The organism is Chromobacterium sp. W521, assembly GCF_052805975.1.
Window position 1 is genome coordinate 331,244 of sequence record NZ_JBRBAF010000002.1, and the last position, 16,297, is coordinate 347,540.

Consider the following 16,297-nt stretch of genomic DNA (forward strand, 5'->3'; position numbering starts at 1 on the left):
TGTTGAACGATAGGAACGAATGAAGAATTCTTTGCAAAGCAATTGGGCGATTTATCGCCGTTTGCTGGGGTATTTGAGCCGCTACTGGAAGGTCTTTCTGATCTCGCTGGTGTCGATGATGGTGGCGGCCTTGACCGAGCCGGCGTTTGCCCGCTTGATGAAGCCCTTGATCGACAACGGGTTCGTCAACCGTGATCCGCATGCGATCACCTGGGTGCCCTTGGCCATCATCGGTGTGTTCGCGGTGCGTGGCGTTACCAGCTTCATCAATGAATACACTTCCAGCTGGTTGACCGGGCACCTGGTGCAGACGCTGCGCGAACAGATGTTCGCCAAGATGCTGCGTCTGCCGGTGCAGTACTATGCCGACAATCAGTCGGGCAGACTGGTGTCGAGGATCTCCTACGACGTCAATCAGGTGACCGAGGCCGGCTTCAGCGTGATTACGGTTACGGTCAAGGACGGGGTCACCGCGATCAGCCTGCTGGCTGGGTTGTTGTATATCGATTGGCAGCTGACTCTGATCTGTCTGCTAGTGTTGCCGGTGGTGTCTTTCTGCATGCGGATAGTAGGCAAACGGCTGCGCAATCTATCGCGCGAGAATCAGCAAAATATGGCTTTATTGACCCAGGTATTGGGCGAGGGCATCAACTGTCAGCGCGTGATCAAGGTCTATGGCGGCGAAGCGCGCGAGAGTGAACGTTTTCACCTAGCGGCGGCGGCGATTCGCCGCAACGCGGTCAAGCAGAGCGCGGCAACGTCCGCCAACACCGGCGTTACTCAGCTGATGATCGCTTGCGCCTTGGCCGCCATCCTGTATTTCGCCACGCTGCGCGCTCAGGACGGCGCTTTCACCGCCGGCGATTTCATGTCCTTTTTGACGGCGATGATGTTGCTGTTCGCGCCGGTCAAGCGCATCACCGGCATTGCCCAGGCCATGCAGCGCGGCTTGGCTGCGGCGGAGTCGGTCTTCGATTTTCTCGACTTGCCGGAAGAGCCCGATCACGGCCGCACCGCATTGCCGCGCACCCGCGGCAAGTTGCAGCTGTCGGGAGTGAGCTTCGGCTATCCGGCGGCGGAGCGGCAGGTGCTGAGGAACATTAATCTGCAGGCTCAGCCTGGCGAGACCATCGCCTTGGTGGGTTCGTCCGGCAGCGGCAAAACCACTTTGGTCAGCCTGATACCGCGATTTTACGATCCGGACGGCGGCGAGATTCGTTTGGACGATGTGCGCTTGCAGGACATGCCCTTGAGCGATCTGCGTCGGCACATCGCCATGGTGAGCCAGGATGTGGTGCTGTTTAACGACAGCGTGGCGGCCAATATCGCTTACGGCGAAGCGTCGCACAGTCGCGAAGCGGTGGTGGAGGCCGCGCGCGCGGCCAATGCGCTGGAGTTCATTGAGGCGATGCCGGATGGTTTTGACACCCTGATCGGTGAAAACGGCGTGCGTCTGTCCGGCGGGCAGCGCCAGCGTTTGGCGATTGCCCGCGCCTTGTTGAAAAACGCCCCCCTGTTGATTCTGGACGAGGCGACCTCGGCCCTGGATACTCAATCCGAGAGATTGGTGCAGAGCGCGCTGGAAAATCTGATGAAGAATCGCACAACCATCGTGATCGCCCATCGTTTGTCCACGATAGAAAACGCTGATCGCATTGTGGTGATGCATCACGGGGAGATTGTCGAAGAAGGCTCGCACGCGCAGTTGCTCGCGCGAGGGGGGCTCTACGCCAAGCTGCATAGCCTGCAGTTCAAGGATGAGGATGCTGCCGCTGGCTGAGCGTTTACGGTGGTGAAAGCAAATTGGCCAAGGCGGATGCCTTGGCCGATTTGTTATGTGGACTGTGATTCAGAGCTTGGCTTCAAACAGCGGGTCTTGCGGCGCTAAGCGGCGGCCGTTCTCCTGAATGGTGTGCCAAACCGGCTGGCCTTGCACTTGCGACTGAACATCGCGCGCCAACAGGCAATAGGCTTCGCGATTGCATTCGCTGGAATAGGCCCGCAACAATGTGACTTTGGCCGGCAGATCGTCCGGATTGTCGCGCAGCGAATCTTTCAGCACCCGAACCGCATCGCGGGTACGGCCGTAGGCGAGGAAAACTTCCGCCTCGCCCACCGGATCGATGCCGCGCTGGCACGGCTTGGTGTAACGTATTTTCTTCCAAAAGAATTGCAGGGCGTAATATCCCGCCATCAGTCCAAAACTGGCGGCAAACGCGCTCAACGCTACCATGTGGCTTCTCCCCTTCCGCTTTGCAACGACTTGGCCTCGCCGGCGGCTCCCCGATATTGTGCGCTCTGGCTTCAAGCTTTGCGCGGGGCTGTCCTGCCGGCCTTCTCCATCTCCGGTAGATTCATTATTCTGATGAAGCGGCGCAAGCGGCAATCCGTAGAAATCCTTACCGGATCTGTACCGATGCCGTTTGAGCGTTAACTATTTCTGTCCAGTATTTTCTCGAGTATTGCAGAAGGCAGGCCGGCCTGAATAGTGGCGCGTCCCAGTTGTTGCAATAGCACAAATCGGATGGTGCCCGCTTCCACCTTCTTGTCGTGGCTCATCAACTCCAGCCAGCGCGCCAGCGGCATTCGCGGGCTTTTGACCGGGAGGCCGGCGGCGGCCACCAGGCCGCGCACGCGTTCGACGTCCGAGGAGGATAGCCAGCCCAGTTCGGCGGAGGCGGCGGCAGCCAGCACCATGCCGGCGCCGATGGCTTCGCCATGCAGCCAGGCGCCGTAACCCAGGCCGGCTTCGATGGCGTGGCCAAAGGTGTGGCCCAGGTTGAGCAGGGCGCGCACGCCTTGCTCCTTTTCATCCTGGCCGACGATGTCGGCTTTCATCTCGCAGCTGCGCTTGACCGCATGCTGCAGCGCATCGGGGTCGCGTGCGCGCAGGCGCGGCATGTTTTCCTCCAGCCAGCCTAGGAAGACTGCGTCGCCAAGCAGGCCGTACTTGATCACCTCGGCGAGGCCGGCGGACAACTCGCGCTCCGGCAGCGTGTCCAGCAGCGACATGTCGGCGATCACCGCTTTGGGCTGGTAGAACGCGCCTATCATGTTCTTGCCCTGCGGATGATTGATCGCGGTCTTGCCGCCGACAGAGGAGTCGACTTGCGCCAGCAGAGTGGTGGGGATCTGGATGAAGGGCGCGCCGCGTTGATAGCAGGCGGCGGCGAAGCCGGTCATGTCGCCGACGACGCCACCGCCCAGCGCGATCAAGGTGGTCTTGCGTTCGGCGTTGCGGGACAGCAACGCGTCGAAGATCAGGTTCAGCGTGCTCCAGTCCTTGTGCTGCTCGCCATCCGGAAGCACAACACTGAAGGAATCGATCCGGTGCCGGGCCAGCGCTTGTTGCAGCCGGGGGAGATACAGCGGCGCCACGGTCTCGTTGCTGACGATGGCGACCTTGGGCAAGGGCAGGTGGGGAAGCAGCAACTCGACCTGTTCCAGCAAGTCCCGGCCAATGTGAATCGGGTAACGGGTGTCGGGCAGGATCAGGTCGAGGGTAATCACAATCAGCTTCCTTGTTCGGGGCGGTGTTTGGGGGGGAGGCCGGAGAGCTGCTCCATCAGGCGGGCAACCAACAGGCTGACATTCTGCTGCGTGGTGTCGACGACGATGTCGGCAACTTCGCGGTATAAGGGGTCACGTTCCTGAAACAGGCTTTCCAGCTTGCCCCTGGGGTCGGCGATCTGCAGTAATGGACGGTTTTTGTCGTGCAGGGTGCGGGCCAGCAAATCGTCTATGGTGGCGCGCAGATAGATCACGGTGCCGTGAGCGGCCAGGCAGGCGCGGTTTTGCGGACGGATGATGGCGCCGCCGCCCGTGGCCAGAACGATGTTGTCCAGGCGGGCGAGGTCGGCGATGACCGAGGTTTCCCGGTCTCGGAAGCGCAGCTCGCCTTCGATGTCGAAGATGGTCGCGACGCGCACGCCGGTCCTGGCCTCGATCTCGTGGTCAGAGTCGTAAAAGGTTTTGTCGGTGCGCCGCGCCAAAGCTCGGCCAACCGTGGTCTTGCCCGCGCCCATCAAGCCGACCAGAAAAAAATTGCCTGCCGGTTTCTCCATGGCAGGCATTGTAGCCGAGCTTGGCCGCTCTGTCTTTCGGCGTTGCAGCAGCGCCTGGGGCGCTGCCGAGGCCGGGGTTTTACTGATTATTGCCGCTTAGGTCCTCTACCACGCGCGGTGTGATGAAGACCAGCAATTCAGTGCGGTTGTCGTACTTCTGCGAACTGCGGAACAGGGCGCCCAGGAAGGGAATATCGCCTAGCAGCGGCACTTTGTTGACGACGTCGTTGATCTGCTGCTGGTAAATGCCGCCGATGACCACCGTGCCGCCGTTCTCCACCAGCACCTGAGTGTTGACCTTCTTGGTGTCCAGCGCCGGTGTGCCGCCCACGGTCAGCGTTGGGCTGACGCTATCCTTGTTGACCTTGATGTCCAGCATCACGTGGTTGTCCGGCGTGATTTGCGGCTTGACGTTCAGGCTGAGCACCGCTTTCTTGAACGAGGTGGAGGTCGCGCCGCTGGACGAGGCCTCCTGATAGGGGATCTCCGTGCCTTGCTCAATGGTGGCTTCCTGCCGGTCTGCAGTCATGATGCGCGGACTGGAAATCACCCGTCCCTTGTTTTCGGTTTGCAGCGCCTGTAATTCCAGGCCGATGATGGCGGACTTGCCCACGCTATAGAGCGCAGTCAGCGAGCCCGCAGGATTGGTGATTGGCAGATTGACGCCGGGAGCAATGACATAGGGTGTTTGCGCGGCGCCGCCCACGATGCCAAGGCGGCCATTGGCGTTGGTGATGGCGTTGCCGAGCCCGCCGCCGGAAATAATGCCGGTGCTGCCTACGCGGTCGAAGGACAGTTTGACGCCCAGATTGCGGCTCCAGTTGTCGGTCGCCTCGACGATGCGCGCCTCGATCAGAACCTGTTTCACCGGCACATCGGTCTTGCCTATGATGTCGCGAATCTTGTCTATGGTGCTGCCGGTGTCGTTGATGATCAGCGTATTGGTTTTGGGATCGATCAGCGCGCTGCCGCGCTCGGTTAGGATGCTTTCCTTCTTGCCGGTAGTGTTCGTGCCATCCAGCACCTTTTTGAAATCCTCCGCCGAGCGGTAGCGCAGCACGAAGGTTTCCGAGCGCACCGGTTCCAGCGTGGCCAGTTGCTGCCTGGCTTCCTGTACCTGTTTGTCGCGCGCCAGCAACTCTTCGCGCGGCGCGATCTGAATGATGTTGCCGGCGCGGCGCTGGTCCAGGCCCTTGGTTTGCAGGATCAGGTCCAGCGCTTGATCCCAGGGTACGTCTTTCAGCCGCAGCGTGATATTGCCGCTGACCGAGTCGCTGGTGACGATGTTGAGGCCGGTGAATTCAGCGATCACCTGCAAGACGGTACGCACTTCGATGTTCTGGAAGTTCAGGGACAGCTTGTCGCCCTTGTACTGCGGTTTCTGATTGCTGTCGGCGTTGGCCGCGGACTCCGGCGCCGGCCGGCGGATTTCGACGACCAGCTGGCCGTCGGTCTGGTAGGAGGAGAAGTCCCAGTCGCCTTGCGGTTGAATCTGGATGCGGCTGTTGCCGCCCTGATTGCGGGCGTCGATCTTGGACACCGGGGTGCCGAAGTCGGACACATCCAGGCGTCGCTGGTTCTGCCTGTCCAGTTGAGTGCCCAGCACGTCCACCAGCAATTGTTTGCCTTCGCGGCGGATATCGACCGGGGTATTGGCGGACGGCAGCTTGATCTCCACCCGGCCTTCGCCGTTCTTGCCGCGGCGGAAGTCCAGCGCCAGCGGCTGAGCGCTGGCGATCTGGGCCTGATTTGGGCGCGCGGCGGTTTGCGGGTTTGCCGCGGGGCGCTCCACCGGCGTGGCGGCTTGCGCGGCGTTGCCCAGATTGGGATTCAGCGTGACCCGCAGCGTGTTGCCGGCTACGCTGCTGCTGTACAGCGCGTTGCGGTTCAGGCTCAGCACCAGCCGGGAGCGGCCGTTGGCTTCCACCGCCACCGCCGATTTAACCAGCGGGCCGCCGAAGTCTTGCTGCGGCTTGGCCATCTTGACGCTGGCGCCCGCAAAGTCGAAGGCGATGCGCGGAGGGTTGGCGATGGCGAAGCTGTTGGGCTGGACGGCGGGGCCGTCAAAGCTGACTTGCAGCACCTGTTGGTCGCCGTCGCCGTTGGCCAGCTGGATCGCGGTGATCGCCGGGCCGGCGTCGGCGAAACTGAACAGCAGGGACAGGCCCAGCCCGGACAACAGTTTGATGGAGTGCTTGCTCATTTGTTTTGCCCTTGTTCGTCCAGGTACATGCTGGTGTTGCGCTGCACCCATTCTCCGTTCAAATCTTCCACGGTTTCAGTCAACTGGATGTCCGTGTCGCCGACTTTCTTGATCTGGCCGAAATTGGGCCCGACGAAATTACCGGCCTGAACGCGGTAAATCGCGCCTTCCGGCGTGCGTACCAGGCCGTAGTTGGCGCCGCCGCGACGGATGACGCCAACAATCTTCAACTTGTCCAGATCGTAGTTTTCCAGAGCTTCGCGCGGCCGCTTCATGTCCGGCGCGTTTGCCAGGTTCTGGTTCTTGGCCGCGGCGAGTTTCTGCGAGTTGAAGGGGTCTAGCAGGTCAAAGGCCTGATAGGCGAACGGCCGGTAGGGCTGAGCCTGAGGCAAAGGCTCGATCTGGCCGCGCAGGCCCTGGGTGTTGGTTTGCATCCACTGGCGCAGATCGTCGGTATCGCTGCTGCCGCAGGCGGCGAGCAGCAAGGGCAGTAAGCAAGCGAGAGTTCTTGTCATGGGTTTTGCGGCTCACTTGTTGGCGGGGGCCGGCTGTATGGCCCGCTCCTCGGGCTCCAGCGCTCGGAAGGTCTTGGCGGTGGCGTCCATGGTCAGGCGCGCGCCCTTGGCGTCCGGCGTCAGGCTGATATCGGCGATGGTGACGATGCGGGACAGCTGTGCCACATCGCTGACGAAGGCGGCCAAGTCGTTATAACTGCCGGTCAGGCGAATGGTGATCGGCACTTCCGCCATCTCGGCCGTCTTGATTTCCGGATTGGGCCGGAACAGTTCGAACTGTAGTCCGCGGCCGATGCCGGCTTGGTTGATCTCGGTCAACAGCGTGTCCATGTTGGATTTGGTCGGCAGTTGCTTGAGCAGGGCGCCGAAGGAAGCGTCGATCTCCTTCAATTGCTGTTGCAGCGCATCCAGGTTGACCGCTTGGCGTTTCTTGTCGACGTATGTCTGTTTGAGCTGTTCTTCCTGCTGCTTGGCGCCGTTGAGGCGGTCCAGCTCATCGCTGAGAACAAAGAAATAACCGAGGCCCACGAAGCAGGCGACCAGCAGCGCCAGCGCGATGACCTGGCCCTGCAGCGGCCAATTGGCGATGTCCTTGGGGTCTAGCGTGCGCAATTCGTCCAGCGTCATGGTTTGGCTCCGTGGGCTGCGGCGGGCTGGCCGGTTTTGGGCGGGGCGGCTTCGCGCAGGCTGCAGTTCAGGGTGAATTCGTTGGCGCGTTGGCCATTGACGCTAGAGGCTTTGACTTCCACCAGTACCGGCGCGTCAAAAACACTGGATTGCGCCAGGCTGCGCATATAGTTGGAAACCCGAGCGCCAGACAGCGCATAGCCGGACAGCGTGAACTGGTTGCCGGTCTGCTTGAAGCTTTTCAGGTAGACGCCGTCCGGGGTTTGGCGGACGAGTTGGTCAAAAACATGCACGCCCTCGTTGCGGCCCTGTTCCAGCCGCTCCACCAGTTGCTTGCGCGACAGCAGATCGTCGCGTTGCTTTTTCAAGGTGCCGATATTCTTGATCTGGCTGTCCAGCTTGGAGATTTCGCCTTGCAGGAAATCGTTGCGCTGTTGTTGATGGGACAGGCGGCCGCCGATGATCAGATAGCTGAGCACCACCAAGGCCAGCGAGGCCACCAGCGTAAGTCCCAGCATTACTTGGAAGCGCAGCCGGTGCGCTGCTTTTTTCTGTTCGCGGTGCGGGAGGAGGTTGATGCGAATCATCAGTCGAACCTCCGCATGGCCAAGCCACAGGCCACCAGCAGCGCCGGCGCGTCCATCAGCAGTTCCTTCAGACGGATATGGCTGGATTGCACCATGGTGCTGAACGGGTTGGCGATCATGGTGCTGATCTGGGTACGGCCGGCCACCGCGTCGTCCAGGCCCGGCAGCATGCTGCAGCCGCCAGCCAACAGGATGTAGTCGACGCGCAGGTATTGCGACACGCTGACCGTGGTGTAGAAGAACTGCAGCGCGCGCTGTATCTCCTGCGCCAGCGAGTCGACGAAAGGATGCATCAGTTCGGACTCATAGCCGTCCGGCAGGCTCATCCCGCGTTTGCCGCTTTCCGCTTCTTCGTAGCTGATGCCGTAGCGGCGCTGGATGTCGCGCGACAATTGCTGGCCGCCGAACACCTGCTCGCGGTAATAAACTTGCTGGTTGTTGCGGATGACGTTGCAGTGGATGCGGGTGGCGCCGATGTCGAACAGGGCGAAGGTCTGGTTCATGCCCTGTTCCGGCAACTGCTGCTCGACTTGTTCAAAGGCCGTCATCATGGCGAAGGACTCGACGTCCACCACCTGAGCGCGCAGGCCAGCCATCTCCACCACCGCCACGCGCTCTTCCACTTTTTCCTTGCGGGCGGCGCAAAGCAGCACTTCCAGATCGTCTATGCTGGACGGCGCCGGCCCCAGCACCTGATGGTCCAGGTTCACCTCTTCCAGCGGGAAGGGAATGCTTTGATTGGCTTCGGATTCGATCAATTCAGCCAAGTTGTCGGTCTGGCTGACCGGCACCAGCAGCTTCTTATAAATCGCCATCGACGTGGGAATGGCGATGGCGACATGGCGGGTGGGGCTGCCCAGCCGCTTCCAGGCGCGGCGCAGGGTTTCCGCTATGCCTTCGATGTCCACCAGATTGCCGTCGCTGATGGCGTCTTTGGGCAAGATTTCAATCACATAGCGCTCAACCTGGCAATTTTTACCCGAGCGGGATAGCTCCACCAATTTGATGGCGGTGCTGCTGATATCCAGTCCCAGCATTGGAACATTTTTAGCCTTCCCCAATCCAAGTTGTTCTAGCCAGGGAGGGGCGGATTTGAGTTTGTCGATAAGCATCAGGTGCCTCGATTGGTCCTATGCGACAGTTTTTTGGCCTGTCGCTGCCATTGTTTGTCTTGCCTGCTTTCACAAGACGTTATAATCCGGTTTCCAGTGAAAGCCCATTGTAAATATGCTAAGACGAATCCTCGCAATACTTGCAGGTCTGTTTCTAGGTGGAGCCGTATTGGTTGCTGGCGCAGGCGCCATTGCAATCATCATAACCTACCCGCGCTTGCCGAGTCTTGATGTACTGACGGACTATCGTCCGAAAATTCCCCTTCGCGTATATTCCGCCGACAATCAACTGATAGGCGAATTCGGCGAAGAGCGTCGTTCCTTCTCCCGAATCCACGAAGTGCCGCAGTTAATGAAGCAAGCGGTGATGGCGGCAGAGGACGAGCGTTTCTACCAGCACAGCGGCGTTGATTACGTTGGCGTGGTGCGCGCGGCAGTTGGCAATCTGGTGTCCGGACACGCCCGTTCCGGCGCCAGCACCATCACCATGCAGGTGGCAAAGAACTTCTTTCTGTCCAGCGAGAAAACCTTTACCCGCAAGTTCAACGAAGCGCTGCTGGCCTTCAAGATCGAACACACGCTGACCAAGGACCAGATCCTGGAGCTGTACTTCAACCAGATCTATCTGGGGCAGCGCGCCTACGGCTTCTCCGCCGCGGCGCAGGCCTATTACGGCAAGCCGCTGGCGGACTTGTCCGTGGCGGAAATGGCGATGCTGGCCGGCCTGCCCAAGGCGCCGTCCGCCTACAACCCCATCGTCAACCCGGACCGCGCCCGTCTGCGCCAGCAATACGTGCTGCGCCGGATGCGCGAGCTCAACTTCATCACTCAGGAACAATACGACGCCGCCTTGGCGGAGCCGATGAAGCTGGCCAGCCAGAGCGCGGACAGCAGCAGCCAGCCGGCACAGTATGTGGCGGAAATGGTGCGCCAGGCGATGTATGAGCGCTATCGCGAATCGGCGTATACCGAAGGCTTCAAGGTTTACACCACGCTGGACAGCCGCCACCAGAAATGGGCGTACGACGCCTTGCGCGCCGGCCTGGTGGATTACGACCGCAAAATGGGCTACCGCGGCCCAGAGAGCACAGTGGAACTGTCCGGCGCCGAAGGCGAGCAGCAGACCGAGGCGCTGGATGACGCCATTAGCGAACTGCGCGACAGCGGCGACATGCTGCCGGCCATCGTCTTGTCCGCCAGCCCGGCGGAAGTGCGCGCCTATATGCGCGGCGGCAAGGTGGCGGTGATCAAGGGCAACGGCCTGGACTTCGCCCGCCGTGCCCTGGGCGGCAAGGTCAGCGCCGCGCAGCAGATCCGCCGCGGTTCGGTCATCCGCATCCGCGCGCATGAAAAAGGCTATTGGGAAATCGTGCAGATGCCGGAAGTGGAGGGCGCCTTCGTGTCCATGGACACCCGCACCGGCGCGATCCGCTCGCTGGTGGGCGGTTTCGATTTCAACCGCCGCAGCTTCAACCATGTGACCCAGGCCTGGCGTCAGCCCGGCTCCACCTTCAAGCCCTTTATTTACTCCGCCGGCATCGAACGCGGCCTGACACCGTCTACGATGATCAACGACGCGCCGCTGTCGGTGGTGGGCGCGGACGGTCAGCGCTGGGAGCCCAAGAACGACAACGGCAAATTCGCCGGCATGATCACCATGCGCAGCGGCCTGACCCAGTCCAAAAACCTGGTGTCCGTGCGGGTGCTGATGGCCACCGGCACCGATTACGCCCAGCAATACATCCAGCGTTTCGGCTTTGCCGCCAAGCAGCATCCGGCCTACCTGACCATGGCGCTGGGCGCCGGCGCGGTGACGCCGCTGCAAATGGTGGAGGGCTACTCGGTGTTCGCCAATGGCGGCTACCGCAGCAAGGGCTATTTCATCGACCGTATCGAAGACCAGTCCGGCCGCGTGCTGGCCAAGACCGTGCCCACTGTCGCAGGCCAGAACGCGCCGCAGGCCATAGACCCGCGCAACGCCTTCATCATGAGCTCCATGCTCAAGGACGTGGTGCGCTACGGCACCGGCTACCGCGCGATGAGCCTGGGCCGCACCGATCTGGCCGGCAAAACCGGCACCACCTCGGATTGGAAAGACGCCTGGTTCGTTGGCTACAACCCCAATCTGGTGGCCGCCGCCTGGGTGGGCTTTGATCAGCCGCGCTCGTTGGGCCGCTACGGTTACGGCGGCACCGCGGCGCTGCCGGTGTGGATCAATTACATGGCCAATGCGCTCAAGGGGCAGCCGGAAGTGGACATGCCGGTACCGGCAGGCATTGTGGTCAAGGCGGGCGCCGGCCAGCGCGGCGGTGACGAGTACTACTATGAAGAGTTCCAGAAGACCAATCCGGAACTGAAGGTGGACAACCACGGCGCAGTGCCGGGCGCGGGCGGCGACGCCAGCGGCGGCGCCAGCGAGACGCAGGACAAGCCTGCCGCGCAGGATGCGGTGGAGAACGTCAAGGACCAGTTGTTCTAGAAACGTGCTCCATTCAATGTGCACAGCCCCGCCTCCAGGCGGGGCTTTTGCATGGGCGGCTAGCTCAGATCACGCCTTGCGCCAGCATCGCCGCCGCCACCTTGCCGAAGGCCGCCACATTGGCGCCGCGTGCGTAGTCTACAGCGCCGTCCGGCTGGCCGCCGTGCCGCACGCAGGCCTCGTGAATCTCCTCCATGATACGACGTAGCCTGGCGTCCACCTCCTGCGCGCTCCAGGGCAAGTGGGTGGCGTTCTGGCTCATTTCCAGGCCGGACACCGCAACGCCGCCGGCGTTGGAGGCCTTGCCGGGGGCGTACAGCGCGCCGGCCCGCTGAAAGCGCTGCGCCGCTTGGGCGGAGCAGGGCATATTGGCCCCTTCCGCCACGCAGAAGCAGCCATTGGCCAACAAGGCTTCCGCATCGTCGGCGTCCAGCTCGTTTTGCGTGGCGCAGGGCAGCGCGATATCGCAGCGCAAGCGCCATGGGCGCTGTCCAAGGAGAAAGTCCAGGCTGTGGTTGGCGGCGAAAGCGGCCAGCCGGCCGCGGCGTTGGTGCTTGTGTTCGACCAATGCCGCCAGCAAGTCCGGGCTGAGGCCATCCGGCAGGCTGAGCGTGCCTTCCGAATCCGACAGGCTGATTACCCGGACGCCCAGCGCCAGCAGTTTTTCCGCCGCGTACAGCGCGACGTTGCCTGAACCGGACAAGGCGGCACGCTGGCCGGCCAGCGTCTGTCCGCGCGTGGCCAGCATGCGCTCGACGAAATACGCCAGGCCGTAGCCGGTGGCCTCCGGCCGCATCAGGCTGCCGCCGTAGCTGGGCCCTTTGCCGGTGAACACGCCTGAAAACTGATTGCTCAAGCGCTTGTGTTGGCCGAACAGATAGCCGATCTCGCGCGCGCCGACGCCAATGTCGCCGGCCGGCACATCGGTTTCCGCGCCGATATGGCGGAACAGCTCGCTAGCGAAGGCTTGGCAGAAGCGCATCACCTCGCCCTCGCTCTTGCCCTTGGGGTCGAAGTCCGCGCCGCCTTTGGCGCCGCCCAGAGGCAGGCCGGTCAAGGCGTTCTTGAAGGTTTGTTCGAAAGCCAGGAATTTCAGCGTGCCCAGCGTCACCGAGGGATGAAAGCGCAGGCCGCCCTTGTACGGCCCCAGCGCGCTGTTCATCTGCACCCGGTAGCCTCGATTGACCTGGACATGGCCGTGATCGTCCACCCAGGACACGCGGAACAGGATGACGCGCTCCGGCTCCAGCAGCCGCTCCAGCAAGCCGTGGTCGAAGAAGTGCGGATGGCTACCCAGGAAGTCGTCCAGGCCGTGCAGCACTTCCGCCGCGGCCTGGTGGAATTCGATTTGTTCCGGGTCGCGCAGGCGAACCCGGTCCAATAAAGTTTGCAGAGCATGATGCATGGACAAGACCTTTGGTGTGGCGGGCCGAGCGGGTGAGCCGGCCCTGTGTTGTCATGGGTCGTGTAAAGAGCGGTCCGCAGCGCCGGAGCTTGATATGAGTTGTGAGCGAGGAGTCCGGCGAAGCGGTGGTATGTCTGCCTGGCCGCGGGTGGCGGGCAAGCTTGCCGCAGGGCGGCGGGGGCGAGCGGGTCCGATCGGACGCGGGGCCGTGAGCCGCGTCGCTCGGGGTGGCCGGACGACGCGGGAATCCCCAGTGTAACCGATATCCCCGTTGCTCTCCCCCCGGCCTGGTCGTCATGACGGGCCGCTTCCCATCGGTATATTTTCCTTGGGGTGCAAACTTGGCGCTTGGGGGCGGTCTATCTCTCTTTGCAAACTATCCGGAGGAGTCGGCCCCATGCTGCAGAATTACTTTCCCATCCTGTTATTCATCGTTGTCGGACTGCTGGTGGGAGTGGTGCCGCTGCTGATGGGCAAGTTGTTGGGGCCCAACCGGCCGGATCCGGAAAAACTATCGCCGTATGAATGCGGCTTCGAGGCCTTCGAAGACGCGCGCATGCGCTTCGATGTCCGCTACTACCTGGTGGCCATCTTGTTCATTCTGTTCGATCTGGAAGTCGCCTTCATGATTCCCTGGGCCGTGACGCTGAAGGAGCTGGGCGGTTTTGGATTGGGCGCGATGGCGGTGTTTCTGGGCGTGCTGGTCGTCGGCTTCATCTATGAATGGAAGAAGGGCGCCCTGCAGTGGGACTGAGGATAGGCTGAGCCAGCGCTCTCGCACCCGCGCCCGCATTGCCGGCGCGGGTTTGTTTTTGGGGACGCGCCTCAGGATAAGACGCGCCGGCCGGCGCGATGTAGTTCAGGCGGGCGTTAAAAACGCTTTCAGAATGCTCATGCACCACCTGTACGTTCCGCTTCTTCAACCGTTTTCGTCTTGTTTCACCTTGGCTCGCGAGATCGTAAACACGTTCTTAGCGCCAAGGCCCAGTCCTGCGCGCGGATCGCCGTTTCACAGGAGGCGAACGCGTGCCGCAAGCGCGGTGTTGCTCAACAAGGATGTCGATGGCGCTCATGACCTGTACTCGTGGGATGGGGGCGCAGTATGGCCGCGGCGGCGGCTGAATGACCCGGATCAAGAAATTCCAAACCATGACTCAGTCCCGGCGCAGCGCTCGCCGGGTGGAAAGAGCGGGGCGGCGGCGTCTAGATCGGAGAAGGGAAATGGGGCGGATCATGGCGCCATCCTTGCGGTTGGCGGTGGCGGATGGCGCCGAGTAGGCCGCCGGACTGCTGGAAATCGTTGATTCGAATCAATGCTCCCGGAATGCCCGAATCCGTACAGTTCGGCCCGAGTACCGCGCCGGCGGTGCAAGCATTCGAGGAGGACATGATGAGCGCGAGCTTCACCAAATCGACCGCCCGCAATATTTTTTACGGCGGCTCGGTTTTCTTTTTTCTGTTGTTTCTGGGGCTGACCCTGGACACCACCCTGGCCTTGCCCAGCCATAACGCCAAGGCTCAACTCACAGAGCAGGCGGTGCGCGGCAAGAAAATCTGGGAGACGCGCAGTTGCGGCGGCTGCCACACCCTGCTGGGCGAAGGCGCCTACTTTGGGCCGGAGCTGGGCAACGTCTACGTGCGCCGCGGCCCGGAATTCATCAAGGGCTGGATGCAGGCGATGCCGACCAACGCGCCGGGCCGCCGCCAGATGCCTCAATTCCATCTGAACCCGGCCGAGCTGGACGACCTGGTGGCCTTCCTGAAATACGCGTCGCGGATCAACACCAATAACTGGCCGCCCAATATCGAGGGCTGATCCCGTCCCATCCCTTTCCCTTGGAGAACACAATGAGCAACGCTACCGTGGCCACGCCGCCGCACGGCGCGGCCGCCGCCGTCGCGCAGGTGCGCTACCGCTCGCAGGCCGTGGCCAAACCCTATTTCATCGCCGCCATTGGCCTGTTCATCGGACAGATCGTGTTTGGCCTGATCATCGGCCTGCAATACGTGATCGGCGATTTTCTGTTTCCCGCCGTGCCCTTTGGCACCGCCCGCATGGTGCATACCAACCTGCTGATCGTCTGGCTGCTGTTTGGCTTCATGGGTGCCGGCTACTACCTGATCCCGGAGGAGAGCGAGCGCGAACTGCACAGCCCGCGGCTGGCCATCATCACCTTCTGGGTGTTCCTGGTGGCCGGCGCGCTGACCATACTCGGCTACCTGGGCCTGCCTTACCATGAGCTGGCCCGGCTCACCGGCAACGACCTGCTGCCCACCATGGGCCGCGGTTATCTGGAACAGCCGCTGATCACCAAAGTGGGCATCGTGTTGGTGGCGCTGTCCTTCCTCTACAACCTGTCCATGACCCTGCTGGCCGGCCGCAAGACCAGCATCAGCATCGTGATGATGCTGGGCCTGTGGGGCCTGGCCGTGTTCTTCCTGTTCTCCTTTGTTAACCCCGACAACCTGGTGCTGGACAAGTACTACTGGTGGTGGGTGGTGCACCTGTGGGTGGAAGGCGTGTGGGAACTGATCATGGGCGCGATGCTGGCCTTCGTTCTGGTCAAGGTGACCGGGGTGGACCGCGAGGTGATCGAAAAATGGCTGTACCTGATCATCGCCATGACGCTGATCACCGGCATCATCGGCACCGGCCACCATTACTTCTGGATTGGCGTGCCGGCTTACTGGCAGCTGTGGGGCTCCATCTTCTCCGCGCTGGAGCCGGTGCCCTTCTTCATGATGACCCTGTTCGCCTTCAATATGGTCAAACGCCGCCGCCGCGAACATCCCAACCAGGCCGCCACGCTGTGGGCGCTGGGCACCGGGGTGATGTCCTTCCTCGGCGCCGGGGTGTGGGGCTTCATCGGCACGCTGTCGGTGGTCAACTACTACACCCACGGCACCCAGGTGACCGCCTCCCACGGCCACATGGCCTTCTACGGCGCTTACGTGATGGTGGTGCTGACCATGATCTCCTACACCATGCCGCTGCTGCGCGGCCGCGAGGCCAATTGCGCGCAGGCGCAGAAAGTGGAAAAAACCGCGTTCTGGGTGATGACCCTGTCCATCGTGGCCATCACCCTGTGCCTGACCGCCGCCGGCGCGGTCCAGGTGTGGTTGCAGCGGATGTCCGCCGCGCCGCTGTCCTTCATGGAGACGCAGGAAAGGATCATGCCCATCTACTGGGGGCGCTGGGTGTTTGGCATCAGCTTCTTCTGCGGGCTGGTGTTGTACGTGATCAGCTTCTTTGTGACCGGCAAGCGCGAGGATTGATGATGGCGCATGCAAGGATGGCGACGCGG

General features: G+C 62.0%; 14 protein-coding genes. 5 read left to right on the top strand and 9 right to left on the bottom strand.

Features of this window, described 5'->3' with window-relative positions; translation table 11 throughout:
- Positions 1-19: 19 nt before the first annotated feature.
- Positions 20-1,780: a lipid A export permease/ATP-binding protein MsbA gene (gene msbA, locus ACUXV1_RS04000; RefSeq protein ID WP_446014573.1), complete on the top strand. Its 1,761-nt coding sequence runs from the start codon at positions 20-22 to the stop codon at positions 1,778-1,780.
- Between the two features lie 69 nt (positions 1,781-1,849).
- Here msbA and ACUXV1_RS04005 read toward each other — a convergent pair whose 3' ends face one another.
- From ACUXV1_RS04005 to ACUXV1_RS04040, 8 genes are all read right to left on the bottom strand, one after another.
- Entirely contained in the window at positions 1,850-2,233 is a 384-nt protein-coding gene (locus ACUXV1_RS04005) for a type IV pilus assembly protein FimV (RefSeq protein WP_231138282.1), read from the bottom strand.
- Between the two features lie 197 nt (positions 2,234-2,430).
- A complete protein-coding gene (aroB, locus tag ACUXV1_RS04010; RefSeq protein WP_446014571.1) occupies positions 2,431-3,510 on the bottom strand; it encodes a 3-dehydroquinate synthase in 1,080 nt (359 codons plus the stop codon).
- Positions 3,511-3,512: 2 nt separating this feature from the next.
- Complete coding sequence (gene aroK / locus ACUXV1_RS04015; protein WP_043635119.1) at positions 3,513-4,073, bottom strand: shikimate kinase AroK; 561 nt, start codon at positions 4,071-4,073, stop codon at positions 3,513-3,515.
- A gap of 70 nt (positions 4,074-4,143) precedes the next feature.
- On the bottom strand, positions 4,144-6,267 hold the full coding sequence (gene pilQ / locus ACUXV1_RS04020) for a type IV pilus secretin PilQ (protein WP_446014569.1): 2,124 nt from the start codon (positions 6,265-6,267) through the stop codon (positions 4,144-4,146).
- A complete protein-coding gene (locus tag ACUXV1_RS04025) occupies positions 6,264-6,782 on the bottom strand; it encodes a pilus assembly protein PilP (RefSeq protein ID WP_043635115.1) in 519 nt (172 codons plus the stop codon). Before ACUXV1_RS04025 ends, pilQ begins: the two co-directional genes overlap by 4 nt.
- A 12-nt stretch (positions 6,783-6,794) precedes the next feature.
- A complete protein-coding gene (locus ACUXV1_RS04030; RefSeq protein ID WP_203390746.1) occupies positions 6,795-7,409 on the bottom strand; it encodes a type 4a pilus biogenesis protein PilO in 615 nt (204 codons plus the stop codon).
- Positions 7,406-7,996 carry a PilN domain-containing protein gene (locus tag ACUXV1_RS04035; protein ID WP_043635110.1) on the bottom strand — a complete coding sequence of 197 codons (591 nt, stop codon included), beginning with the start codon at positions 7,994-7,996 and terminating at the stop codon, positions 7,406-7,408. The genes ACUXV1_RS04030 and ACUXV1_RS04035 overlap by 4 nt, the downstream gene beginning before the upstream one ends.
- Positions 7,996-9,033 carry a pilus assembly protein PilM gene (locus ACUXV1_RS04040; RefSeq protein ID WP_446014568.1) on the bottom strand — a complete coding sequence of 346 codons (1,038 nt, stop codon included), beginning with the start codon at positions 9,031-9,033 and terminating at the stop codon, positions 7,996-7,998. Before ACUXV1_RS04040 ends, ACUXV1_RS04035 begins: the two co-directional genes overlap by 1 nt.
- A 292-nt stretch (positions 9,034-9,325) precedes the next feature.
- Here ACUXV1_RS04040 and ACUXV1_RS04045 point away from each other — a divergent pair, with 292 nt between their 5' ends.
- Positions 9,326-11,587: a penicillin-binding protein 1A gene (locus tag ACUXV1_RS04045; protein ID WP_240314999.1), complete on the top strand. Its 2,262-nt coding sequence runs from the start codon at positions 9,326-9,328 to the stop codon at positions 11,585-11,587.
- Between the two features lie 64 nt (positions 11,588-11,651).
- On the opposite strand, the gene gdhA is transcribed toward ACUXV1_RS04045, so the two are convergent.
- A complete protein-coding gene (gene gdhA, locus ACUXV1_RS04050) occupies positions 11,652-12,992 on the bottom strand; it encodes an NADP-specific glutamate dehydrogenase (protein ID WP_446014567.1) in 1,341 nt (446 codons plus the stop codon).
- A gap of 397 nt (positions 12,993-13,389) precedes the next feature.
- Here gdhA and ACUXV1_RS04055 point away from each other — a divergent pair, with 397 nt between their 5' ends.
- The 3 genes from ACUXV1_RS04055 (at position 13,390) to ACUXV1_RS04065 (ending at position 16,268) form a co-directional block, all read left to right on the top strand.
- Positions 13,390-13,746: an NADH-quinone oxidoreductase subunit A gene (locus tag ACUXV1_RS04055; protein ID WP_019103334.1), complete on the top strand. Its 357-nt coding sequence runs from the start codon at positions 13,390-13,392 to the stop codon at positions 13,744-13,746.
- Positions 13,747-14,316: 570 nt separating this feature from the next.
- Positions 14,317-14,808, top strand: coding sequence for a c-type cytochrome (locus ACUXV1_RS04060; protein ID WP_306293368.1), 492 nt, complete (start codon positions 14,317-14,319; stop codon positions 14,806-14,808).
- A 32-nt stretch (positions 14,809-14,840) separates the two neighbouring features.
- Positions 14,841-16,268: a cbb3-type cytochrome c oxidase subunit I gene (locus ACUXV1_RS04065; protein ID WP_446014566.1), complete on the top strand. Its 1,428-nt coding sequence runs from the start codon at positions 14,841-14,843 to the stop codon at positions 16,266-16,268.
- Positions 16,269-16,297: the final 29 nt, after the last annotated feature.